Origin of the sequence: Methylomonas sp. EFPC3, from assembly GCF_029643245.1 — a bacterium.
In the GTDB taxonomy this organism is placed as follows: domain Bacteria; phylum Pseudomonadota; class Gammaproteobacteria; order Methylococcales; family Methylomonadaceae; genus Methylomonas; species Methylomonas koyamae_B.
Map to the genome: position 1 here is coordinate 3,079,539 of NZ_CP116398.1, position 22,707 is coordinate 3,102,245.

At 53.5% G+C, this 22,707-nt stretch carries 18 protein-coding genes; 9 read left to right on the top strand and 9 right to left on the bottom strand.

Annotated features, from left to right (window positions below; genetic code table 11):
- Positions 1-12 precede the first annotated feature (12 nt).
- A complete protein-coding gene (locus PL263_RS13780; protein ID WP_278209888.1) occupies positions 13-2,649 on the bottom strand; it encodes a UPF0182 family protein in 2,637 nt (878 codons plus the stop codon).
- Between the two features lie 240 nt (positions 2,650-2,889).
- On the opposite strand from PL263_RS13780, the gene PL263_RS13785 reads away from it, so the two are divergent.
- Positions 2,890-4,542, top strand: a complete 1,653-nt coding sequence (locus tag PL263_RS13785) for a multicopper oxidase domain-containing protein (protein WP_278209889.1) — start codon at positions 2,890-2,892, stop codon at positions 4,540-4,542.
- Between the two features lie 60 nt (positions 4,543-4,602).
- Here the strand turns inward: PL263_RS13785 and PL263_RS13790 are convergent, their stop codons facing one another.
- Positions 4,603-6,330: a multicopper oxidase domain-containing protein gene (locus PL263_RS13790; RefSeq protein WP_140913583.1), complete on the bottom strand. Its 1,728-nt coding sequence runs from the start codon at positions 6,328-6,330 to the stop codon at positions 4,603-4,605.
- Between the two features lie 284 nt (positions 6,331-6,614).
- On the opposite strand from PL263_RS13790, the gene PL263_RS13795 reads away from it, so the two are divergent.
- Both PL263_RS13795 and PL263_RS13800 read left to right on the top strand, forming a co-directional pair.
- A complete protein-coding gene (locus tag PL263_RS13795) occupies positions 6,615-8,288 on the top strand; it encodes an exo-beta-1,3-glucanase (RefSeq protein ID WP_347568917.1) in 1,674 nt (557 codons plus the stop codon).
- Positions 8,289-8,519: 231 nt separating this feature from the next.
- Positions 8,520-9,203 (top strand): hypothetical protein, encoded by a 684-nt coding sequence (locus PL263_RS13800; protein WP_278209893.1) that lies wholly within the window; start codon positions 8,520-8,522, stop codon positions 9,201-9,203.
- Positions 9,204-9,261: 58 nt separating this feature from the next.
- On the opposite strand, the gene PL263_RS13805 is transcribed toward PL263_RS13800, so the two are convergent.
- The 4 genes from PL263_RS13805 to PL263_RS13820 form a co-directional block, all read right to left on the bottom strand.
- Positions 9,262-10,575, bottom strand: coding sequence for a GGDEF domain-containing protein (locus tag PL263_RS13805; protein ID WP_278209895.1), 1,314 nt, complete (start codon positions 10,573-10,575; stop codon positions 9,262-9,264).
- A 12-nt stretch (positions 10,576-10,587) separates the two neighbouring features.
- Positions 10,588-12,126, bottom strand: a complete 1,539-nt coding sequence (locus PL263_RS13810) for a GGDEF domain-containing protein (RefSeq protein WP_278209897.1) — start codon at positions 12,124-12,126, stop codon at positions 10,588-10,590.
- Positions 12,127-12,236: 110 nt separating this feature from the next.
- On the bottom strand, positions 12,237-12,854 hold the full coding sequence (locus PL263_RS13815) for a thiol:disulfide interchange protein DsbA/DsbL (RefSeq protein WP_278209898.1): 618 nt from the start codon (positions 12,852-12,854) through the stop codon (positions 12,237-12,239).
- A gap of 46 nt (positions 12,855-12,900) precedes the next feature.
- Positions 12,901-13,581 (bottom strand): c-type cytochrome, encoded by a 681-nt coding sequence (locus tag PL263_RS13820; RefSeq protein ID WP_278209899.1) that lies wholly within the window; start codon positions 13,579-13,581, stop codon positions 12,901-12,903.
- A gap of 110 nt (positions 13,582-13,691) precedes the next feature.
- Here PL263_RS13820 and yihA point away from each other — a divergent pair, with 110 nt between their 5' ends.
- Positions 13,692-14,303 carry a ribosome biogenesis GTP-binding protein YihA/YsxC gene (gene yihA / locus PL263_RS13825; RefSeq protein ID WP_140913577.1) on the top strand — a complete coding sequence of 204 codons (612 nt, stop codon included), beginning with the start codon at positions 13,692-13,694 and terminating at the stop codon, positions 14,301-14,303.
- 64 nt (positions 14,304-14,367) lie between these two features.
- Here the strand turns inward: yihA and PL263_RS13830 are convergent, their stop codons facing one another.
- A complete protein-coding gene (locus tag PL263_RS13830) occupies positions 14,368-14,712 on the bottom strand; it encodes a TraR/DksA family transcriptional regulator (RefSeq protein ID WP_278209900.1) in 345 nt (114 codons plus the stop codon).
- Between the two features lie 134 nt (positions 14,713-14,846).
- On the opposite strand from PL263_RS13830, the gene PL263_RS13835 reads away from it, so the two are divergent.
- The 3 genes from PL263_RS13835 to PL263_RS13845 are packed head-to-tail and all read left to right on the top strand — an operon-like array spanning position 14,847 to position 18,654.
- A complete protein-coding gene (locus tag PL263_RS13835) occupies positions 14,847-15,752 on the top strand; it encodes a MoxR family ATPase (RefSeq protein ID WP_278212881.1) in 906 nt (301 codons plus the stop codon).
- The gene (locus tag PL263_RS13840; protein WP_278209901.1) at positions 15,749-16,699 is read left to right on the top strand and encodes a DUF58 domain-containing protein; all 951 of its coding nucleotides are present in this window, start codon (positions 15,749-15,751) and stop codon (positions 16,697-16,699) included. The genes PL263_RS13835 and PL263_RS13840 overlap by 4 nt, the downstream gene beginning before the upstream one ends.
- 2 nt (positions 16,700-16,701) lie before the next feature.
- Positions 16,702-18,654, top strand: a complete 1,953-nt coding sequence (locus PL263_RS13845) for a DUF3488 and DUF4129 domain-containing transglutaminase family protein (protein WP_278209902.1) — start codon at positions 16,702-16,704, stop codon at positions 18,652-18,654.
- A gap of 8 nt (positions 18,655-18,662) precedes the next feature.
- Here PL263_RS13845 and PL263_RS13850 read toward each other — a convergent pair whose 3' ends face one another.
- Positions 18,663-18,926: a hypothetical protein gene (locus PL263_RS13850; protein WP_140913573.1), complete on the bottom strand. Its 264-nt coding sequence runs from the start codon at positions 18,924-18,926 to the stop codon at positions 18,663-18,665.
- 102 nt (positions 18,927-19,028) lie between these two features.
- On the opposite strand from PL263_RS13850, the gene PL263_RS13855 reads away from it, so the two are divergent.
- Positions 19,029-19,949: an SPFH domain-containing protein gene (locus PL263_RS13855; RefSeq protein ID WP_278209903.1), complete on the top strand. Its 921-nt coding sequence runs from the start codon at positions 19,029-19,031 to the stop codon at positions 19,947-19,949.
- A gap of 2 nt (positions 19,950-19,951) precedes the next feature.
- The gene (locus PL263_RS13860; RefSeq protein ID WP_278209904.1) at positions 19,952-20,398 is read left to right on the top strand and encodes an NfeD family protein; all 447 of its coding nucleotides are present in this window, start codon (positions 19,952-19,954) and stop codon (positions 20,396-20,398) included.
- Between the two features lie 1,028 nt (positions 20,399-21,426).
- Here the strand turns inward: PL263_RS13860 and PL263_RS13865 are convergent.
- Entirely contained in the window at positions 21,427-21,984 is a 558-nt protein-coding gene (locus PL263_RS13865) for a hypothetical protein (protein WP_278209905.1), read from the bottom strand.
- Positions 21,985-22,707: the final 723 nt, after the last annotated feature.

The window sequence follows — 22,707 nt, forward strand, 5'->3', positions numbered from 1 at the left end:
ACCACCAAAGGCTTATTTGCCGCCGACTGCCGAAATGCCGGAGGCCGGGCCGTTAGCCCCTTTGATAAACTGCGCTTTCAAATGGTCGAATGCCGCCTGCAGCGTCTTATCCATCACCACTTGATTGCCGATCGAGACGATAACTCGGGCTAACTCGGGCATTTTGGTTTTGGTCGCCAGCATGTAAATCGGCTGCACGTACAAAATCGAATTGCCCATCGGCAAAATCACCATGCGGCCTTTTTTCACTTCAGAACCCTGTTGGTTCCACAGCGTGAATTGGGCGGCAATTTCCGGATTCTGGTCGATCAAGGCATTGACCTGCGACGGACCGTTGACCTGTACATCCTTCGGAAATTTGAAGATGGTAATGCCGGGTTTGTAACCGCGGCCGCAGTCGGCTTCGTCCAAAGTGCCGGCCAGGCCGACCATGCTCAGATTGTCGCGACGAATCGGCGTCATCGGATTGATCATGACGAATTCTTCGGTGTCGTTGCAACGATTGAAATCCATGGTAATGAAATAGGGCAAAACCGATTGGCCGTCGACCGTCGCGTATTGCCAGGTTTCGGCCTGCTCGTAAAACAACTCCGGCGTGTTTTGGTGGTACTTGGCGTAAATTTTCATTTGCATGAAGTACAAATCGCGCGGATAGCGCAAATGTTTCAGCAAGTGGTCCGGCATCTCCTTCAGGTTTTTCAACAGCCCGGGGTAGGCGCGGCTGTATGCCTTGATAATCGGGTCGTCCGGGTTGGCGATGTAATAGTCGACGCTGCCGTCGTAAGCGTCGACCACCACTTTGACCGAATTGCGGATGTAATTGAACTGGTGGCTGCCGTCCAGATAATCGTCGGCGGCCGGTTTCGAGACCGGATAGTATTTCGATAGCGTATAGGCGTCCTGGATCCAGTAAAACCGGTCTTTGTCGATGACCAGATACGGGTCTTTGTCCAGATGCAGGAACGGAGTCAACGCGCTGATGCGCTCGTCGATATTGCGGCGCAACAATAATTTGCTATCGCCCGAGATACTTGGCGAGAAAAAGATTTTTTCGTCTTTCAAATAAAAGGCAAACAACAGCTTTCTAAACAGCGATGGGATCGGGATGCCGGTATTGCCGCGGTAATCTTTGCCTTCGTCGGGTGCCGACGTGGAGATATCGGATACCGCCAGTTGGTTAGGCACAATGGCATAACGGTACTTTTCCAGACCGTAATAAATATCCGGATATTTGACCGAAAAGCCGACGTCGGAGCTCATGTTCAAATCGCGCAGATACCAGACGATTGGAATACCGGCGTCTTGCGCCGCCGGCGAAACCACCGCACCGTAACCGTGGGTGAAGCGCAGATGGGTGTTCTCCCAGTTTTGGGCTTCCTTCGGCATGCGCTCGATGTTGACTTCCCGCGCCGCCAGATTGACTTGCTGAAAATGGTCGTTGATGAAATAGCGGTCTTCGTCGACAGTCGGAAACACGTAGTACGAGCGCAAGCCCTGCAACTGCATGTAGCTGTCGATCAAAAACTCGCGATCCCAGACCGGAATGTTTTCGAAATGCTTGACGTTGGACCAGGCCTCGATATCTTTGGTCGCGTCGAGATTGACTTTGAAATCGACGACTTTGATGTTGTTCAGGTCGTAAGCCGCCATCGTCGCATCGATGTTGTGCAGCATCGAATCGCCCTCTGTCCGGGTAAAATTAGGCTTGACGATAAACTTTTCGATCATTTCCGGAATGGTATGCGAGCCGCTCAGCCCCCAAACCGCCAGATAACCGAGCACGGCAACGATGGTCGGGGTTTTGCTGCGGTGCCGTTCCGAAAATGCATAAAACACGATAGAGACCGCGATCGCGGCGATGAAAAATATTTCCAGCCAAATCAACGGCAATTGGTAATGCAATTCGACAAAGCCGGGGCCGAAAAACACCGGTTCGTTTTGGTCGGAATACAGCAGCGAAAACCGGTCCAGCAGAAAGCCCCAGATCACGAACAGCACGACAAAGCCGAACAGAACCGCCAGATGGATTTTGGCGCCGAGCGGAAACTCCTTACTTTGGTTGGGTACAAACACGTGTTCCAGCCAATACAACACGCCTGTCGCCAACAGCACCAGCGCGGCCGTAGTCAGTAATTCCTTTTGAATCAACATGTAAATCGGATACGAAAACATGTAGAAGCTGACATCGTTGCCGTATACCGGGTCGGTGATGCCGGCGGCTTCGCCGAAGAAGAACAGTAGCGCTTGTTCCCATTGCAAGTAGAACGGAACCGCGATCGCGATCGCCAACACCAGTGATACCGGCGTGTAAACCCTGGCCGAGCCGGTCATAAACACATCGGCAAAACGCTGAAAACGGCGGCGTTTGCCGTCGTCCATCAAGATGTCGTCAGGCGGGTTAAGGCCCAAGTAACGGGAGGCGATCCAGAAATGAAACAGGAAGATTGCAAAGAAGAATGCGGTAACCGCCCCGGAAAAGATAAAGCGATAGAGCAGCTTCAACCAAAAGTAGGTTTCGAATTCCAGCGAGCGAAACCACCATAAATCGACGAAAAAATCGAGAAACACGAAGTAGAACGCCACGTACAAAACGGCAGCTACTACCAGGGTTGCCGCCATCAGCGCCGGCAACAGTTTCCAGTTACGCATAATGTCCTCTTTTAATAGTTTTACGCTTGCCCGCCGCGGCCCCGACCGGAGTTAAATCGGCCCGGTTAGGCGTTTGCATATCGCTCGCCGAGCATTCTAACACCCAATTCCGGATTGTGATTGGGTTGCCGCGGGCTGGCGGTCAAGGCCTAAGGGCAAGTTGTTCGGCACTGGAATTTGGAGTATGTTCAAACCCAATAATTATGAGCTTTTTCAAAGGGCCAACAGGGGGAGAGGAAAATGACGCATCAAACCAACCACAGCAGACGGCGGTTTTTGCAAACTTCGGCAGCGGGAGCGGCGTTCGCGGCGCTGCCTGGATTGTCGGCGGCGACCGGCAGCAGCCTGCTGCGCAAAGCCACGCCGGGATTTAATGCCGATGTCGAAATCGAGTTTTCCGCGCAAACATCGCAAGTACGCGTTTTTGCAGACGGCCCGGCCACCCGGGTACAAACCTACAGCGCCTCGCTTTTAAACGGGCCGGCGAGCACATTGCGGACAGTGCCGGACAATTATCTCGGCCCGATCCTAAACTTGCAGCAGGGCCAGAAGGTACGGATATTTTTCAATAACCGCCTGCAGGAACCGTCCATCATTCATTGGCACGGTCTGCATGTGCCGCAGCACAGCGACGGCCACCCGATGTATTCGATACAGCCCGGTGAGCAATACGTTTACGAATTCGAAGTACTGAATCGGGCAGGCACCAGTTTGTACCATTCGCACGCCCACGACTTGACCGCCGAACAAGTTTATCGCGGTTTAGCCGGCTTGATCGTGGTCAACGATGCCGACGAAGCCAAGCTCGATTTGCCGCGCGGCGAATTCGATCTGCCGCTTGTCATTCAAGACCGGCGTTTCGACGAGCGAAACCAATTGCAATATCTGCAGGCGATGCCGGAGCGGATGATGGGCTTTTTGGGCGACACGATATTGGTCAACGGCAAACCGCAGGCCGAATTCAACGTCAAATCCCGCGCATACCGGTTTCGTGCCGTCAACGGCTCCAATTCCAGAATCTACAAACTTGGTTGGGACGACGGCACGCCATTGACAGCGATCGGTACCGATGCCGGATTGCTGGCGCAGCCGGAAACCCGGCCCTACATCATGCTGGCTCCGGGCGAGCGGGTCGATTTGTGGCTGGATTTCAGCGGCAGAGCCGTTGGCACGCGCTTGACCCTAAACAGCCTGGCCTATTCCGGCGCCTTGCCGGGGATGCATGGCGGCATGGGCATGATGCATGGCAAGTTGGCGCAGGGCGCGAAATTTCCGATCGCGGCGTTCAAGGTCAGCGAAAAAGTTGCCGACTCGCCGAAGTTGCCGAAAACCCTGGTGCCGTTGCAGCGCCTAAGCGAAGCTAATGTCGACAACCGGGACAACCCGATTCCGATAGCTTTGTCGATTCGCCATATGCGGCCGCTATTGAACGGACTTTCGTTCTCGATGGACAGGGTCATGGATTACGAGAAAGTGGCGCTGGGCTCGATCAAAAAAATCAGAATCTTCCACGACCATGGTGGCGCGGAGGGCCAACACAGCGGCGGTATGGGCATGGGCCGGATGGGCGGCATGCGCGGCGGCGCGGAATCGGACCGCAGGGGCATGGGCGGAATGGGGGGCATGATGATGGAAATGGCCCATCCGATACACCTGCATGGTCAGCAGTACCAGATCCTGTCCCGCAACAGTGCCAATACCAAAGCCGCAGACTATGCAACGGTGAAAGACGGGTTTATCGATTCGGGCTGGAAGGATACGGTATTGGTGATGCCGGGAGAAGAGGTGAACATCATCAAGCCGTTCCAGGATTACAAGGGCTTATTCCTGTATCACTGCCACAATCTGGAGCACGAAGACTTGGGCATGATGCGCCAATATTACATCGGCTGAAAACAAAACGCCGGTGCCGAGACAAGCTCGACACCGGCGTGTGTTAGCGGCTAGTACGGATTACTTTTTCCCGAATAAATCCAGGATACGTTGCCGATTGGCAAAACCGACATAAGCCAAACCGCCTAAAATCAGACCGGTAACCAATTGGCCGAAAAATGACGATTGTTCCGCGGACGCCGGTTGCCCAGCGGCATCGGTTTTAGCCGGTGCAGGCGGAGGCGGAACGAATGCGGCTTGCTTTTTGTTGGAAATGTCCGGTAAACCCAGGCTTTTCCAGGCATCGTAATCCTGCCAAGCGGGGAATTTGCCTTGCCAGAATTCCTTGGTGAAATAAGGCGCCAAGCTCATGCCGTGAACTTTGGGGATGCCGCGCTCATCCATGTAGCCTTTGTAAACCACCAAGCTAATGTCGCCACCTTCGCCTATACCGTTGGTGGTGAACGATTTCTCGACATGGTCGTGAAACATCCAGACGCCTTGGCCGAAACTATTCAAGCCGTCGTCGACGCCGCTAAGTTCCAGATCGAGTCGCTGTGCCGGCACCATGCCATGCACGTCGCGCTTGATATAAGAAGAGGGGCCGTTATCGACGCCGTCGTAATGCGTCACCATCGGTTTATGGCCGTGGATATGCAACGCGAACTCTTCCTCGTGGCCGTTCAGGACGCGAATTTTGACCTTTTTATTCTCTTCCATCAGGATCAACGATTCGCGTAAAGTGTACGGGAACGAGCGGCCGTTGAGCATGAAGTAATCCGGCTTGGCTTCGGTGATATCGTATTCCTGATTCATGCGCCGGGCGATAATCCGCGGATCGTTAGCAGAGCGCACCATTTCGTGCAGCTCCTTGTCCGCGGACTGGTAGTGCAGATCGTATTCGCCCGCGTATTTTTCCTTGACCGCTACCGATGGATGGCGGACTTGGCCGGCACCGACGTTAAACACCTGGACCCAGTTATTCGGGCGGTTTTCTTCCACCACAAAAATACCTTGCAACCCCATCGGAATATGCGTGTGGGGCTGAACATGGCAATGGTAATACATCGTGCCCGGCTGACGGGGTTTGATGACATAGGTTTTGCTTTGGCCCGGCATCACGTCCATTTGCCCGGTCTGGCCGACGCCGTCGTTGCCTTCGCCGCCATGGTCCATGTAAGGATGGTCGATACCGTGCAAATGAATCGAATGCGGGAAGTAATGGCTGTTTTCCAACACAATCCAAACGATGTCACCTTGCTCTACGCGGATTACCGGCGACGGTGCGCGTAATAGTGGATTTGCCACCGGTTCGTAAAGGCTCAGAGTCGACATGTCACGGGTTTTGGGCGCATAAACCCAGAACGTGGGCTGAATGCCGGGGGCAATGTCGAAAGTCGTAGTCGGTTCCTTCATGTCCGGCGAATGGCCGTTGAGCTCGGCGATTTCCAGCTTGATGATGTAATGGTCCGGATCGCCGTCGCCGTCCATGTCGTTGCTGACGGTGATCGCATCGGCGGCCAACTGGGTTTCCATCAGGGTCGCCATGGAAATATTGTTGGTACCTTTTACAAACGCAGCGATCTCGGCAGGGTTGTCCGGATTGCACATCCGCGACTCCTGAATTTCCACACCGTCGATCACTTGCGCCTCGCGCCATTTCGGATCGGTAAATTCTGAACAAAACTCTTCTGCCGCCCCCAATTTGACGTTAGTACTTGCCGGTAGCTTGTCCGCCGCCGCCAAAACCCAGTGCGAACCGGACAGCAACATCGCGCCACACAGCATGGGGATAACCTTTTTATGCATACAAAACCTCATAAAACAGACAAATTAGCGGATAGCTCGACAGGGCATCCGAACATCAGAAAAAGCGCGATACTGTAACCAGAACCCATGGGTAAAGTACAGAAATTATTTAACAATTTTGCCGCCGAGGCGGCTCGGTTCGCCGGCCGAGAAAACCTTGCAATCGGGCGAAGCAGCTATGCCTTATAATTCCATAACCGGCGCTTTTTGCTAATCGTCGGACAAAATATTTGCCCGTTAATTCAGCACGCGACATTATGCCCAGCCTCCGACTCCTGCTTTGTTTGATCCTAATTTTATCAGTTCACGGCGGCTATGCCTGGCTCAGTAACCGCCCGCAGGATGCCGGCACCGACGTTCCGGCCGGCAAGTTGATGAGTCTGTCGTTTGCGCCGTTCCGTGAAGGCTTCAATCCGTTGCTGGCAAAGTTTCCGCTGCCCGAACACGTCGATGAGGATTTGCGTTTATTGGCGGATAAAACCGAAACCATCCGCACCTATTCCAGTCTGGGCGGCATGCAACCCACGCCCGAATTGGCGCGGAAATACGGTTTGCAGATGATTCAGGGTTGTTGGATCGATGCGATTTATCTCGACAACCAACGGGAAATGGAAGCCTTGATCAAATCAGCGAACGCGAATCCCGATGTCGTGAAACGGGTCATCGTCGGCAATGAAGTTTTGTTGCGCGGCGAAATGGATGTCGATCGGCTGATCGGTTACATCCGCGCCGTGAAGCAGGCGGTCAAGCAACCGGTGTCTTATGCCGACGTCTGGTCTATGTATATGAAGCATCCGCAACTGATCAACGAGGTCGATTTCATCACCATTCATATTCTGCCCTATTGGGAGGACGAGCCGATCTCGGTGGAAAATGCGACGCAACATTTGGAGAAAATCGTCAAACAAGTGGAAGACGAAGCGCGCGGCATCGCCCCCGGCAAACCGATTCTGATCGGCGAGTCCGGCTGGCCCAGTGCCGGTCGCCAGCGCGGTCTGGCAGTACCGAGCGTGGTCAACGAAGCCAAGTTCATCCGCGGCATGATCCAGGTCGCCCAGCGCCATAATTTCGATTACAACATTGTCGAAGCCTTCAATCAGCCCTGGAAAAGCGAGTTGGAAGGCGTGGTCGGCGCTAACTGGGGCCTGTTCTCGGCTTCCCGCAAACCGGTATTTCCGTTAACCGGGCCGGTGCTGGAAACGCCGAACTGGACATGGCGCTTGGCGGCGGCCACATTGCTTAGCTTGGCGGTGGTTGGAGTCTTTTTTAACAAGCTGCAAGCCTTGCCTTGGCGGGGGATGCTGCTGGTTTTGGCGACGATTCAGACCTTCAGCGCCTGTTTGGTCACGCTGGCCGATTTCCTTTGGTATACCAGCTACAGCGACTGGCAAAGGTTATACACCTTATTAATAGTGGTGGCCAACGCGGCAATGGCCGGGTTGTTGCTTGGCCGGGTGCAGCAGATCCTGGCCGGCCGCCCCGGATCGCTGGAGCTGGCAAAGGCATTGCGGACAGGATACTTACTGTTTGTCGGCTTGGCGCTGTACAAAACTTACGGCCTGGCAGTCAATGGCCGTTATCTGAGCTTCCCGATCGAACAGTTTTCGGTTCCGGTTTCCGGCTTGGTCGCGCTAATCGTGTCCCGATGGTTGGGACCTGGGAAATCCAACGGCGGCTTGCTGGCGTTCGATCAGTTGATAGGCTGGGAATCAGGCCTCAAACATAGCCGTGTCGTCGCCTACTTGCTGTGTTTCGCAATTGCCGGAATGGTGGTCGGCGAAAGCCTGGCATTTATGGTGGGCCGGGATTTCATCCAGGCTCATCCGGGCATCGCCGAAGGTTTGCCGGTCGCGCTAAGTTACACGCTGAACAACCGGCAATTAGCGACTTGGCTGGTTTATCTGGCGGTGCTGTCGTTACCGTTTTGGTTCGGCAAACCGCAGAACGCTGATCGCTAATGCTAGACACTACGGCCGCCGAAACCGTGCCCTCGGCGCGATGTTTTCCAAGCCTCAATATCGAGCGACAGTTTGCCGCGCGGCAATTTGTCACATTCTCAAATCCCTAGCCCGCCAGTAAACTATATGCAACTCTTATGTATGCGCTCCCTCTCCTAAAGGGTAAAGAGTTTTAATATCCTTCCTCAATGCGGCCTTGCGCCGCATCTTTTTTTGGACGAGGTTGTCATTATGGAAAGAAACTACCATTCTTCGACGTCCACTTTCGTGCATCCGGACGAATTGGACTTACGCACCGCTTTTCACGAAGCCGGCCACGCAGCGGCCATTTACCTTGGCAACCGGCAAAAGCAATTACCTCCCGTGTTTTTCGAAATCCATGTCCAACGCCCCGGAGCGGGTAAAGACCAGTTTTTTGCCAAAGTGGTGGACGGTAATCTGATCCAAAACCTGCCGATCGCAGTCGTCGAAAGTTTTTCAATACTTGCAGAACATCAACAGCACAGTTGCCAAAGAGCTTACGAAGCCGATGTCGTGAATCTGCTGGCCGGCCCGTTAGCCGAAGCCAAATACGTGGCAATCCGCGACGACGAGGTGTTCAATCTCAACCTGATTAATTTCAACGCGCTGCACAACTACGGCGGATACAGCGATTTGGAAACCGCCTCAAGCTATTTGGAGCACTTCATTTCCTCCAGGGCCGAGCGCGAAAAGAAAATGCAGGAATTACTGGCCGAAGCCTTCCGGATTATCGACGATCGCCGGCATTGGAAATGCATTTTGAATTTGGCCCACTACATTTTGGACAGCCAGCAAGAAGTGATTTCCTGCGACCAAGCAATTACCGTGTTCGATCGCTGTATGGCCGCTACCCGGCCTTACCGTTCCGCCCGCTACCCTTTCTTTTTCAACTAATCCCGCCTTGCCGCCCGGCAATTACGTTAGATAGCGCAGGCGGGCGCTTGCCGCGCCCCTAGCCGAGATCGTCGGTGAATAAAGTACAACGGTTTCGCCCCTGTTGTTTGGAGCGGTACAACGCTTGGTCGGCTCGAACGAAAACGTCTTCGTGCTGGTCGCCTTCCTTGAATTCGCTGACGCCGCAACTCAAGGTTAAATTGATTTCCTCGCCGTTGGAATGAAATCCGGAATGCTGCACAATACTGCGAATGCTGTCTGCGACTTCCAGGGCTTGGTCTTCAGGGGTGCTGGGCATCAGCATCACAAACTCTTCGCCGCCGTATCGGGCGACGAAATCGGTTTCCCGACAGTTGCTTGACAATAATTGACCGACCAAAGCCAAAGTCTTGTCGCCGGCTTTGTGGCCGTAATTGTCATTAATCTGCTTGAAATGGTCGATATCCCAAATCACCAACGCCAACGACTCCTTGTAGCGCTTCCAGCGATTCGTTTCCATTTCCACTCTGTTGTTGTAAGCCAACCGGTTGGGCAACCCGGTCAGCGAATCGCACATTGCTTTGTCGTGCTCGATTTTCAACTTGGTGCGCAAAGTCTCGGTTTCGGTTTCCAAGGCCTGCAATTTTTGCGTCATGATCTCGATTTCCTGCTGCGCTTCGAGCTGGCGCAAGTCTTCCATCTGCTTGTGTTCGAGCAATTGTTCCAGTAAGCGGTCGAGGTGCTCGCTGGTGTGGGTTTTCAACTCGGCCAGTCCTTGCGCCGATTGTGCAGAGTCCTTCAAATCACCGACCTGCCGCGAAATTCTTTCGCTCAGGTCGTTGCGATTGTCCATCGACAATTTGTTGGCTTTGCTGGCGGTTTCGGCCTGTTGCTCGATTTCGCCCAGTTGATCGGTCAAGTCGGCCAGAAACAGATCAAGATCCTTTTTCTCGGAAGCTCCGTAGTCCTTGATGTTCAACAACAACTCGATCGCCGAGTCGATTACGCGTTTATACGCTTGCCCGGTTTGTCTGGCGTGGACGCGTTGCCGGAGCAGCGTAGTCTGCTGCTGAAATCTCCGCGGCACCTCGGCTTCGCCTAACAATTCCTCCAGGCGTTGAAACACATAGTCATGCTGGGCAGCGGCCGCGCTATCGCTTCCGGGCGCGTCCTTGGCTTGCTTGGATATTTGCAACAACGTTCTCGACACGGCTTGCAGCTCCTGCAACAAGTCATGCAAATTTGCGCCGCTGCGCAATCTAGCGCCGATCGTCACCAGATGCGGCTCCAGCAATTTGTGGCTGCCCTGGCTGAAAATCAAAAGCTGGATCACCAACTTATACAGAAATTTTTCGATATCGAACGGGGCGGAATAAGGAGACTGAATCGCCATCGTACAATCGCTCTAAACCACGACGCAACGATTCCGACCGGAATGCTTGGCCTGGTACAAGCCGGCATCGGCACGTTCGAATAAAGCCTCGGTGCTATCGCCTTCCCGGTACTGACTCAAGCCGCCGGACAGGGTAATGTTCACTTTGTTGCCATTGGCGTTGAAACTGCAGCCTTGTACCGTATTACGCAGTTTTTCGGCGACTTGCAGTCCGGCCGCGGCATTGGTGTCAGGCAATAACATGACGAATTCTTCGCCGCCGAAACGGGAAACGAAGTCGGTTTGCCGGCAATGTTCGGTCAATAACTTGGCGATAATGACTAACGCCTTATCTCCGGACTTATGGCCGTAAGTGTCGTTGATAGCCTTGAACAAATCCACATCCCAGACGATCATCGTCAGCGGCGACTTGTGCCGCTTGCAACGCGCGATTTCGTCGGCGAGCCGGTCTTCGAAAGCCAGTCGATTCGGCAAACCCGTCAATGGATCGCGGGTTGCCCGCTGCTGGGCGACATCCAGTCGCGAACGCAATTCGCCGGATTCGGTTTCCATTTCTTTCAATTTATTTGCCAAGGCCTGCATTTCTTGACTCACCCGATCGCGTTCCTGTTGTTCCCGGCGATTGTGTTCCTGAATTTGCTCGCTGATGGTACTGAGCCGGCTGCTGACGACTTGCTTGAGCGGTTCCAATTGGGTGGCATTTTCGGCCTTTTCCTTCAATTCCTGAATCTGTTCGGATACGGTGCGATCCAACAGGTTACGTTTTTTCAAACTGTTTTCGGCAGCCAAGTTGACGCCGGTGGCTCTGATGCCAAGCTCCGTCAACTGTTCGGTTAACGCGGCCAGAAATACCGCCATTTCGCGCTGCTCGGCTTCCAGATGGTTTTTTATCGACAGCAACAGACTGATGGTATCGTCGAACACCCGACCCAAAGGCTGCCGTTCGTTCTGGATCCGCTGTTTCAGTTGCTCGGCATCCGCCGCGAAAAACGACGGGATCTCGGCATTGTCCAGCAAGCGTATCAACTGAATGTGGATCGCATCGACATCGATGTCGCCGGCCGGCAGCTCTATACCGAGAGCCGGCAGCGCCTGAGCTTTGTTTTCGGCTTCGATCAGTTCCAACAGCGCCAAGAACAATCCTTGGTTGTTATTAAACCGGCGGTTTTCGTAATCGTCGCGAACGTGGTCGAAGCGAAGTTGCAACGGCGGGTATTGTTTGCCGAGAAATTCGAATAACAAGCCGGCATCGGCAAAATTGGTTTCCGCCGAATCTTCCAATTTGGCCAACGCGGCCGAGAAGGCAGCCAATTCGTGTTGTAGCTGTTGGCTTTGCAGACCGCTTTTCAACAAATTGCGGATCCGGTTCAAATGCGGGTCTAACTGCCGGTTGAGCCCTTTCACCGCTAACGCAAAACGGACGATGGTTTTGCAGAGTAATTCTTCGTTGGCTTTGAACTGCTTTTCGCTTTGTTCCTGCTCATCCAAAAGCCGGAGATATTTCTCCTTCCACTTTTCCGGCCCTTCTTCCTTGTTTTTGAAAAAAACCATGAACTCCGCCTCAATATCGAAACTTTCATCGGGCCAAGTATAGCCTATGGCCAAAATTGCGACGGACGGCTTCCGCGTCCCTGCCGGAAGCTGCCAAGGCTGTTGCAGCCTTATTTTTGGGGGCTTTCCTGGGCGATCAGCTGGTTGACCACGTTAAGCATATTGGCCTGTGATTTGGCCGACTGCGCGGTCACCTTGTATTTGCCGTTGACCACCAGAGAAGGCACGCCGGTAATGCCGTAGCGCGGCCCGATCGATTCGGCCTGGCGCAATTTGGCGTCGACCAGAAACGAGCTGTAGGCGGCACGGAAATCTTCCTCTTTCACGCCGTGGGCGGCAAAAAATTTCGCCAAGTCGTCTTCGTCTGTTAGTGCCGGCTTTTTGTCTCGAAGCGCTGCTTGGACGGTGTTGAACAGGTCGGCATGCACCTTATCCAATACACCCAGAGCTTCTGCGGTGTAATAAGCTTTAGCGTGCTTGCCCCACAGCTCGCTGAACACCGCCGGTTGGCGGATAAATTCGACGTTGGCCGGCTTGGTTTTCAGCCACTCCACCATTGCCGGCTCCAGACTGTAGCAGTGCGGGCAGCCGTACCAGAAAAACTCGATAACTTCGACTTTAGCCGGATTTTGCACCGGTTGCGCCGGCGAGACCGGATCATAACCGCCTTCCGCATTCGCCAACGTGGCAAAACCGAACAGCCCCAGCAACGCAATAATTTTTAGCATCAAAGTTCTCCGTAAAAAATAATCCCGACAATCGGCTTCGATGGCCTTATTTCATCGTCGAGATGTAATAAGAAACCGCTTTGATATCCTCATCGGTCATCTTGGTGGCAATCATGTGCATCATGTTTTCCCGATTGTTGCTGCGGGCGCCGGTTTTGAAATCGGTGAGGGTTTTGATCAGATAATCGGCATGTTGCGAATGCAGCGACGGGAACGAGGCCGGTTTGTTGCCTTCCGCATAAGGGCCGTGACACGCCACGCAAGCCGAGACTTCCCGGCTCAAATTGCCGTTGCGGTACAAATCGCTGCCCTGCGCGATCAATGCCGCCAACTCGGCTTTTTTCTGCTCGTCGGTTTTGGCCGGGGCGTCATCGTCGTCGTCGCTGGCCGGCAAAACCGGAGCAGGGTTGGCGGAGATTTTATTGCCGGCGTAGTAAGCGGCGATTTCCTGAATGGTTTGATCGTCCAGTCCGGCCGCCAACGGCGCCATCATAGGCGCAATTCGACTACCGTTTTTAAAGGCCTGCAATTGCTTCACCAGATAGCCCTGGTGCTGGCCGGCCAACTTCGGGAAGCTTGGCATGGTACTGTTACCGTCTTCACCATGGCAACCCGCGCAACTGGCGGCCTTGGCCTTGCCGGCGCTGGCGTTGCCTTGGGCGTGGACATAACCGGCGGCGGACGCCAACGCCAAAGAGATGGAAACAGTCAGCAATTTTCTTATCATTATGGGCCCCTGCTCAGGAAAGGTTGATCGGCACAAAGCACGCGGCCGTCGGCCGCCAAGCGCTATAATGGCCGGATTCTAACCGATTTAATCACTGTAAGCGAGACTGGATGAATCCGATCTACCACCAGGCCAAGTTCATCAACAGCGCCCCCAAACTGAAGGATGCGCCGCCGGATCAAGGCAAGGAAATTGCGTTCGCCGGCCGTTCCAATGCTGGTAAATCCAGCGCGATCAATACACTGGTACAGCAGAATGCCCTCGCCCGAGTCAGTAAGACACCCGGCCGCACCCAATTGTTGAATTTCTTCGAAATCGACCCAGAGCGAAAACTGGTGGATTTGCCCGGTTACGGTTACGCCAAAGTCCCCGAAGCGATGAGACAAGAGTGGCGGAAAATGATGGAAACCTATCTGAACCAACGCCAGGCTTTGTGCGGCATCGTGTTGGTAATGGATATCCGCCATCCGTTGACCGACTTCGACTGGCAAATGGTCGAGTGGTGCGAACACCGCAAATTGCCGCTGCATATCTTGTTGACCAAGGCCGACAAACTCAAATTCGGCGCGGCTAAAACCACGTTGCTACAAGTGCAGAAGGAGTTGAGCCGGGTCGATATTGTCGTGAGCTTGCAGCTGTTTTCGGCCTTAGACAAAGTCGGCGTCGACGACGTGCACCAGATTCTGGACGAGTGGTTCGGATTTTCCGTGGCAGCGCTCTGACATGTGCCGCCGATAGCTGCAGCAAAATCCTCCGCTAGCCGGGATCGGCCGTAGCTGGAACGGACTATTGCCGGCTCTGGCTGCGTTCGGCGCAACGCAGGCATTGGTTGGCGAACGGCAGCGCTGCCAGCCGCTCCTGCCGAATCGGTTCGCCGCAGCTGACACAAACCCCATACGTGCCGGCATCGATTCTGATAATGGCCTGTTTGATTTTTTCGACTTCGTCGCGGGCCGCATTACCCAAGGCATCCAGCACTTGATCGTTTTCGGTTTCGACGGCTTGTTCGGAGAAATCCTTATCCAGCGGATGCTCGGCGTGCTTCACATCGGCGGTAATCTTACCCAGCCGGTCGTCGAGATCTTCCAGCATATTCAGCAGTTGGTCGCGCACGTCTTGATATTCTTTCATTTCAGTCTCCGCAGCGGTGCTGCATGGCTTGGTCCGGCCGATGCCGGCCTTTTGGTTTATACAACGAAGCTCCTGCCGGCGCAACCAAGCTGGTCTATACTCGAGACATCGACATTTCTGCCATGAATCTCGCGATGGACTTTGCTCTCGACAGGCTACTCGCCGCCGCCAACCAGATCATTCTGGGCAAGGAACGCCAAATTCAGCTGGCGGTTTGTTGCCTGCTGGCCAAGGGCCATTTGCTGATCGAAGACATTCCCGGCGTCGGCAAAACCACGTTGTCGCACACCTTGGCGCGACTATTCGGCATGGAATACCAGCGGATTCAATTTACCAGCGACATCTTACCGGCCGACATCATCGGCTCGACGGTATTCGACACCCATAAGCAGCAATTCAGCTTTCACCCGGGCCCGATCTTCAAACAAATGATTCTGGCCGACGAAATCAACCGTGCCACGCCCAAGGCGCAGAGTGCGTTGCTGGAAGCGATGGAAGAGCGCCAGGTAACCGTGGAGGGCCAGACCTATGCTTTGCCGCAGCCGTTTTTCGTGATTGCGACCCAAAATCCGGCCAATCAAATCGGCACCTTTCCGTTGCCGGAATCGCAAGTGGATCGTTTTCTGATGCGGATAGAACTGGGCTACCCCAGCCGCCAGGCCGAGCGCGAATTGTTGGCCGGCCAACCTCGCCATCTATTGATTAATGAGCTGCCCGAAGCCCTGAGCCCGACGCAGCTGGTCGAACTGCAACAAGCGGCAGCTGGCGTACACGCCTCGCCCGCTTTGCTGGATTATTTACAAGCCCTGTTGGCTTACACCCGGCAGTCGCCCGATTTCGTCAACGGCTTGTCGCCTCGTGCCGGCCTCGGCTTACTGGCCGCCGCCAAAGCCTGGGCTTTTATCGATAAGCGCCACGCGGTGCTACCGGAAGATGTGCAAGCCGTGTTACCGGCAGTGGCCGGCCACCGCTTGAATGCCGGGTCCAGCGATTCGGTCGGCATCGTCGCGCCGATACTGGCGCAAGTGCCGGTTCATTGAACACGGCGGCGTTATCGTTACCGGACCGCTTTCGCCTGTCGCGGTTTTTCCTGGGCGAAGCGCCAGCCGCCGGCCCGATCACGCTGGGCCACCGCCGAATCTTTATCTTGCCGACCCAGCGTGGCTTGGGGTTCGTCCTGCTGATCCTGTTGTTGTTGCTGATCGGCTTCGTTTACAGCAATAACCTGGCTTATCTACTGGGCTTTTTGTTAGCCAGTATTTTTTTTGTCGCGATTTTGCACAGCTTCAAAGCTCTGGCCGGGTTGATCGTCAGGGCCGGCCGACAACCGGCCGTGTTTGCCGGCCAGGCGGGAGCCTTTAATTTTCAGATCAGTAATCCCGGCCGGCTCAGCCGGTTTGCCGTCCAACTACATTTGCAAACCGAGCTGACTATCAGTCTGGCGCCGGCCGAAACCCAAACCGCAACTTTGTATCAAGCGACAGTTCGCCGCGGCTGGCTGCAACCGCAGACATTGACGGTATCCAGCCTGTATCCGTTGGGATTGTTTCGAGCCTGGGCGCCGCTACGATTCGACAGCCCGTTGCTGGTTTATCCCAAACCGGCCAAGCGGCAATTGCCGTTTCCGCAGAGCGACGACGGTGCCGTCGCCGAGGGGCAGAGCCGGCGCCAGGGCGACGAATTTTACGGTTTGCGCCCTTATCAACGCGGCGATGCGATTCGGCAGATTCATTGGAAAACCTTCGCCAAGGGCCAGGGCGTATTCAGTAAGCAATACGCCGGCGCAGGCTCCAGCGAGCTATGGCTGGACTATCAACAGGCGCCGGGACACAACCGCGAGGAACGCCTCAGCCAACTCTGCCGCTGGATCATCGATGCGGAAAAAGCCGGATTGCGCTACGGGCTGGTGCTGCCCAATCTGCGCCTGCAGCCCGATACCGGCGCGGCCCACTACCGCCAATGTCTGCAAGCCTTGGCCCTGTTTTGAGCATGAACGGCCACCCCTCCTCCCGCCTGTTATGGTTCATATCGGGTTCGATCGGCCTGATTACCTTGCCGCATGCCTGGCATGTTCCGCCGTTGTTGATTGGTTTTTTTGGCTTGGCCTGGCTTTGGCGGCTGTTAGCGATAAGCCGGCCGGACTGGTTGCCGAATCGTTTGGCCTTGTTTGGCTTGACGTTGGCCGGCATTGGCTTGGTCTACAGCCAGCACCGCGGCATTTTCGGCCGCGACGCCGGCACCGCGTTGTTTGTCGTAGCGCTGGGACTGAAGCTACTGGAAATTCAGGGCAAGCGCGATGTGTATGTCATCGTCTATCTGGCCTTCATTGTCGCCGCAACCCAGTTTTTGTACGAAGAAAGCATCTTGATGGCGCTTTACATTGTGCTGGTCTGCGCGGTGCTGTTGGCGACGTTGATCACCCAAAACAGCGTCTCGCCGCAAACCGTTCCGGCCCTGAAAACCGCCGCGACGCTGATTCTGCAAAGTCTGCCGATTGCCATGGTGTTGTTTGTGTTGTTTCCCAGGCTGGAAGCGCCGCGCTGGAGTTGGCTGGATGCCGACAATCAAGCCAAAAGCGGCTTGAGCGATACGCTGGAACCCGGCTCGATCACCGAATTGAGCCTGTCCCCCGAACTAGTGTTTCGGGTCAAGTTCGACGGCGATCTGCCGCCGCCGGCCCAGCGTTACTGGCGCGGCCCGGTTTATAGCCTTTTCGATGGCTCGGCCTGGAAGGCGGCGCCGGCCTTGTTCCGCGCGGCCAATCCCGATCAGCCGACATTCAGCGGCAAGACTTACGATTACACCTTACTGATGGAGCCGCAAAAACAAAATTGGGTGTTTGCTTTGGAATTGCCGAGCGCATTCAGCGCCGGCCTGCGCCGCAACGAGTTGTACCAGTTAACCACCAACAAAGATCCCGGCGACCGCGCCGAATATCGGATTTCATCAACGCCGGTCTACAACACCGGCGACATCAACCCGGCCGAGAGTCGGGAAAACTTGCAATTGCCCGGCAAGCCTTCCGAACAAATTCGCGATTTGATCGCCCAGTTGCGCGGCGGCGAGACATCGCCGGAGGTGCTGATCGCTAATCTGATGCAGCACTTCCACCGCGAAAATTTTCGCTATACCTTGAATCCGGAGCCGATGCCGGAGCGTCCGGTCGACACGTTTCTGTTCGAACGCCGCGCCGGGTTTTGCAGCCATTACGCCACGGCTTTCGTTTATCTGCTGCGGGCCGCCGAAATCCCGGCGCGGGTGGTCGGCGGCTACCAAGGCGGCCGCTTTAACACGCTAGGCGGTTTTCTGGAAATCCGCCAAGCCGACGCCCATGCCTGGGCCGAAGTCTGGCTGGACGGTAAGGGCTGGGTGCGTTTTGACCCGACCGCCGCGATAGCCCCGGAACGGATCGAACAAAGCGTGAACGTCGATTTGCAGATCGCCAGCGGAGCCCTGAATTTCAGCCCGATTCAACTCGATGCCAAAACCTTGACCTGGCTACAACGCAGCCGGCAACTGTGGCAGAACGTCGATTACCAATGGCAGCGCTGGGTCATCAACTACGATACCGCCAATCAACAGGCTTTGTTGCAAAGCCTGGGTATCGACGACTTCGTCAAGCTGGGTTATTGGCTGGTGCTCAGCGTGGGCGGGTTAGGAGGCCTGTTGGCCTGGCGGTTGTTAAGGCCGAACCGGCGTCGGCGCGACCCGGTATTGCTGGCCTACCGCCAGTTTTGCGACAAACTGCGCCAGGCGGGCGTCGACTTCGGTCCCGGCGACGGCCCGCAGACCCTGGCGCAACGCGCCAAGATCGCGCGGCCGGACTTGGCTGACCCAATCGAACGGATTGCAGCGGTTTTTATCCGCCTGCGCTACGAACCTTGCACTGCGGCCGAAGACTTGCAGGTCTTGAAAACGCTGGTTCGCGGCTTACGGGTTTGAGCGAGAGCTTAATGAAGATCCGGCACTTCTTCCTTGGCTTTTTGCTGGGGCTGCGATTGAGCCTGCTTGGCTTTTTCAGTCTGTAATTGCTTGTTACCCTCGCCGAACATCACTGCGGCGGCCATGAAAATCGCTCCGGCAATGGCGATTACCGGCAACCGCCCCGGTTTATCCATCCACAACAGAATCCACTTGGGCTTGAACATCCCGACGATCAATATCACCACCGCGAGGATCATCACGTTAAAACTGTAGTAGATCAAGGTATTCATGTATCCGGGTCCTGTTTCCAGCAAGTTAAAGGGACATACATTATTATTAGCCGACCAAACGTTGGCAATAAACAAAAATAAACTTCAAATTTAGGAGGCGCTATGGGCGGCTTTGGCTTGTTTGTAACCGTGTTACTGGTGTTTGCCATACTGATGGTGTTCATGAGCGTCAAATCCGTCCCCCAGGGGATGGAATATACCGTCGAGCGCTTCGGTAAATATACCGCGACTTTGACGCCCGGCTTGAACATTATCGTGCCGATCATCGACCAGATCGGCCGCAAGCTGAACATGATGGAGCAAGTGTTGGACGTGCCGTCGCAGGAAGTGATCACCAAGGACAACGCGATGGTACGGGTCGACGGCGTGGTGTTCTATCAAATCCTGGATGCCGCCAAGGCCGCCTATGAAGTCAATTATCTGGACGTGGCGACCATCAATCTGGTGATGACCAACATCCGCACCGTGATGGGCTCGATGGATTTGGACGAATTGTTGTCCCGCCGTGATGAAATCAACGCTCGCCTGTTGACCGTCGTCGACGATGCCACCTCGCCGTGGGGGATCAAAGTCACCCGGATCGAAATCAAGGACATCGCGCCGCCCAAGGATTTAGTCGACTCGATGGCGCGGCAGATGAAAGCCGAGCGGGAAAAACGCGCGCAAATTCTGGAAGCCGAAGGCCTGCGTCAGGCGGAAATCCTGAAAGCCGAAGGTTTGAAACAAAGCAAGATTCTGGAAGCCGAAGGCCGTAAGGAAGCCGCGTTCCGCGACGCCGAGGCCCGCGAACGCTTGGCGGAAGCGGAAGCCCGCGCCACGCTGATGGTGTCCGAAGCGATCTCCAAAGGTGACGTACAGGCCATCAATTACTTCGTCGCCCAAAAATATATCGAATCCTTGAAAGACGTCGCCTCCGCCGGTAACAGCAAATTGGTATTCATGCCGCTGGAGGCCTCCAGCGTGATCGGCGCCTTGGGCGGCATCGGCGAGCTGGCCAAAGAAGCCTTGCAGAAGAAGGGTTGAACATGATGGAACAAGACATCGTATTTTGGTACTGGTGGGTGCTGGCGGTCGGCTTTCTGGCTTTGGAAATTGTGGCCACCGGCTTCTTTTTCCTGTGGCTGGCCGTCTCAGCCTTCATCGTCGGCTCGGTAGTGCTGTTAGTCGAAACCACCGCCTTCAATGTCCAGGTCTTACTGTTTTCGCTATTGGCCGTGTCGTCGGTACTGGTCTGGCGCCGATACGCCCGCAACCGCGCCACGGACGTTAGCGACCACCCGTTATTGAATCGGCGCGGCGCCCAATACGTCGGCCGCACTTTCAATCTGATCGCCCCGATCGAAAACGGCCACGGCAAAGTCAAAGTCGACGACACGATCTGGACAGTTCGCGGCCCGGATAGCCCGGTGGGCACCAAAGTCAAAGTTACCGCAGTGAAAGGGACGGAGTTTGAGGTGGAGGTTTGTGAATAAACCGTTAGGTCACGAAAGCACTGTTTTGTGTCGAAGCCGGCCAACCAGCGATGACCAAGCCATCTTTAATCGTTGCAAATTGAACGACCGCACTTATGTCACAGAGCTGAAATAATCAGGTAGTACGCTGAGATTAAATTCTAGAAAAGGATAAATTTAGTATGCGTGCGAAATGGTTTCTGGTTTGCGTTTTTGGGTTAGCAACGTCTACGATTCAAGCTTCAACATTTATTGATCTTGCTAGCTCTAGTTGCTCTGGCGATCAATCTCTGGATTCCAGCAATGGCTTGGCTCTCAGTTGTACGGGCGATTTTTCGCTCGGCCAGGGAAGTTTAAGGCCGTAAGGCGCAATAACCAACGGGCATTGCGCCGTATTTTAAAACTATTCAAACTTATATAAATCTCCGTCATTTCCTGCCCAATTTAAAGGATAAAAACCGCGTTCGACCCATTTGAAAAATGGTCGAATATAGTCATTCTTTTACTTGCTTTACACAGCCATGTTTCACCGGGTTGTAATGAATATAGTTCAAGTGTGCTTGAAAATCCGCTTCATCTCGAATTAGATGATCCCAATAGCGTCGCTGCCAAATGCCTCGCTCACCTCGTTTGATTCTCGCGCTCGATCTGCGCTCGGTTTTGGATATTGCTTTAGAAAATCCAATTTTTATCTAGCGTATCCGGGTGGCAAAGTCGGTATCGTTTTCCGGTAACTCAATCAAACAATGCATGTGTTCGGGCAATACCACCCAACCGTGAATTTCGAACGGGTTATGAGCTTTTACCGTTTTAACCGACTCCCTCAAAGATTTAATATGCCGGATCAACAAATCGTTATCCTTTCTTTGTAAAAAATTGATAGTAAAAAAAATAGGTTCCGCCAGGATGCCAAATTCGCCGGAAATCCATTTTTTTAATATCAATGTCAGGTTGATTAAATACGGCGCAATGCCCGATGGTTATTGCGCCTTACGGCCTTACGATACTAATCGTTACACTCTCTTCTAAATTGGATTTTTGCGACATGATTATTCCTCTTTCCCTTTGTTCAAATATGATAAAAATCCGGCAATAACAGCTAAATCAACTACTACAGTTATGAAGGCAAAAATTGGAATTAAAATACCAAAAATACCCATGCCTAATCTGCTATGAAGCAAAACGGCATATTTAGAACCAGTGTCGTTTGGATCAAGTCCTTCAAAAAACAGATACCTTAGACAAAAACTAAGGAATATAGCAATTACAAACACACCTATATCTAAATTGTCTTCGTTTTTTTCTATGGGATGTTTTGCCTTGAATGCTAACAATGAAAAAATCGGCGTAATTATCCATATAACAGCATAATAAAATTGCGCTATTTGCGATAACTCGTATTCCCCCTTAATTTTTCTTACCATCGGTATAACAACACCAACTATATCAACAATCTCTCTTGGAATTACGTATTTCATAACGTCGCCCGGAGATAGCAGCGATATTAATAAGCCTATTGCAAAAGGAACTAAAAGCCAAAAATGATTTGAAGTAAGACCCAATTCATTATTTGAATGGCTTGAATTGTTTTGATTTGCCTGATTCATTTGTTATCTCATATAGAAAGCAAGACTTAAGACCGTAAGGCGCAATAACCAACGGGCATTGCGCCGTATTTTAAAACTATTCAAACTTATATAAATCTCCGTCATTTCATGCCCAATTTAAAGGATAAACACCGCGTTCGACCCATTTGAAAAATGGTCGAATATAGCCATTCTTTTACTTGCTTTACACAGCCATGTTTCACCGGGTTGTAATGAATATAGTTCAAGTGTGCTTGAAAATCCGCTTCATCTCGAATTAGATGATCCCAATAGCGTCGCTGCCAAATGCCTCGCTCACCTCGTTTGATTCTCGCGCTCGATCTGCGCTCGGTTTTGGATATTGCTTTAGAAAATCCAATTTTTATCTAGCGTATCCGGGTGGCAAAGTCGGTATCGTTTTCCGGTAACTCAATCAAACAATGCATGTGTTCGGGCAATACCACCCAACCGTGAATTTCGAACGGGTTATGAGCTTTTACCGTTTTAACCGACTCCCTCAAATATTGAATATGCCGGATCAACAAATCGTTATCCTTTCTTTGTAACAAATTGATAGTAAAAAAAATAGGTTCCGCCAGAATGCCAAATTCGCCGGCAATCCATTTTTTTAATATCAATGACAGGTTGATTAAATACGGCGCAATGCCCGTTGGTTATTGCGCCTTACGGCCTTGAGCTGCTAATATCAGTTGAAGCTTGTTTTACCAGGTTTGTAAGTTGTTC

What these genes read in the sequence shown, in the direction of transcription:
- PL263_RS13850 (WP_140913573.1), bottom strand. Translation starts at nt 18,926, where the DNA reads ATGAATACCTTGATCTACTACAGTTTTAACGTGATGATCCTCGCGGTG.
- PL263_RS13815 (WP_278209898.1), bottom strand. Translation starts at nt 12,854, where the DNA reads ATGCTAAAAATTATTGCGTTGCTGGGGCTGTTCGGTTTTGCCACGTTG.
- PL263_RS13830 (WP_278209900.1), bottom strand. Translation starts at nt 14,712, where the DNA reads ATGAAAGAATATCAAGACGTGCGCGACCAACTGCTGAATATGCTGGAA.
- PL263_RS13845 (WP_278209902.1), top strand. Translation starts at nt 16,702, where the DNA reads ATGAACGGCCACCCCTCCTCCCGCCTGTTATGGTTCATATCGGGTTCG.
- PL263_RS13865 (WP_278209905.1), bottom strand. Translation starts at nt 21,984, where the DNA reads ATGAATCAGGCAAATCAAAACAATTCAAGCCATTCAAATAATGAATTG.
- PL263_RS13835 (WP_278212881.1), top strand. Translation starts at nt 14,847, where the DNA reads ATGGACTTTGCTCTCGACAGGCTACTCGCCGCCGCCAACCAGATCATT.
- PL263_RS13820 (WP_278209899.1), bottom strand. Translation starts at nt 13,581, where the DNA reads ATGATAAGAAAATTGCTGACTGTTTCCATCTCTTTGGCGTTGGCGTCC.
- PL263_RS13800 (WP_278209893.1), top strand. Translation starts at nt 8,520, where the DNA reads ATGGAAAGAAACTACCATTCTTCGACGTCCACTTTCGTGCATCCGGAC.
- PL263_RS13855 (WP_278209903.1), top strand. Translation starts at nt 19,029, where the DNA reads ATGGGCGGCTTTGGCTTGTTTGTAACCGTGTTACTGGTGTTTGCCATA.
- yihA (WP_140913577.1), top strand. Translation starts at nt 13,692, where the DNA reads ATGAATCCGATCTACCACCAGGCCAAGTTCATCAACAGCGCCCCCAAA.
- PL263_RS13810 (WP_278209897.1), bottom strand. Translation starts at nt 12,126, where the DNA reads ATGGTTTTTTTCAAAAACAAGGAAGAAGGGCCGGAAAAGTGGAAGGAG.
- PL263_RS13860 (WP_278209904.1), top strand. Translation starts at nt 19,952, where the DNA reads ATGATGGAACAAGACATCGTATTTTGGTACTGGTGGGTGCTGGCGGTC.
- PL263_RS13805 (WP_278209895.1), bottom strand. Translation starts at nt 10,575, where the DNA reads ATGGCGATTCAGTCTCCTTATTCCGCCCCGTTCGATATCGAAAAATTT.
- PL263_RS13790 (WP_140913583.1), bottom strand. Translation starts at nt 6,330, where the DNA reads ATGCATAAAAAGGTTATCCCCATGCTGTGTGGCGCGATGTTGCTGTCC.
- PL263_RS13785 (WP_278209889.1), top strand. Translation starts at nt 2,890, where the DNA reads ATGACGCATCAAACCAACCACAGCAGACGGCGGTTTTTGCAAACTTCG.
- PL263_RS13780 (WP_278209888.1), bottom strand. Translation starts at nt 2,649, where the DNA reads ATGCGTAACTGGAAACTGTTGCCGGCGCTGATGGCGGCAACCCTGGTA.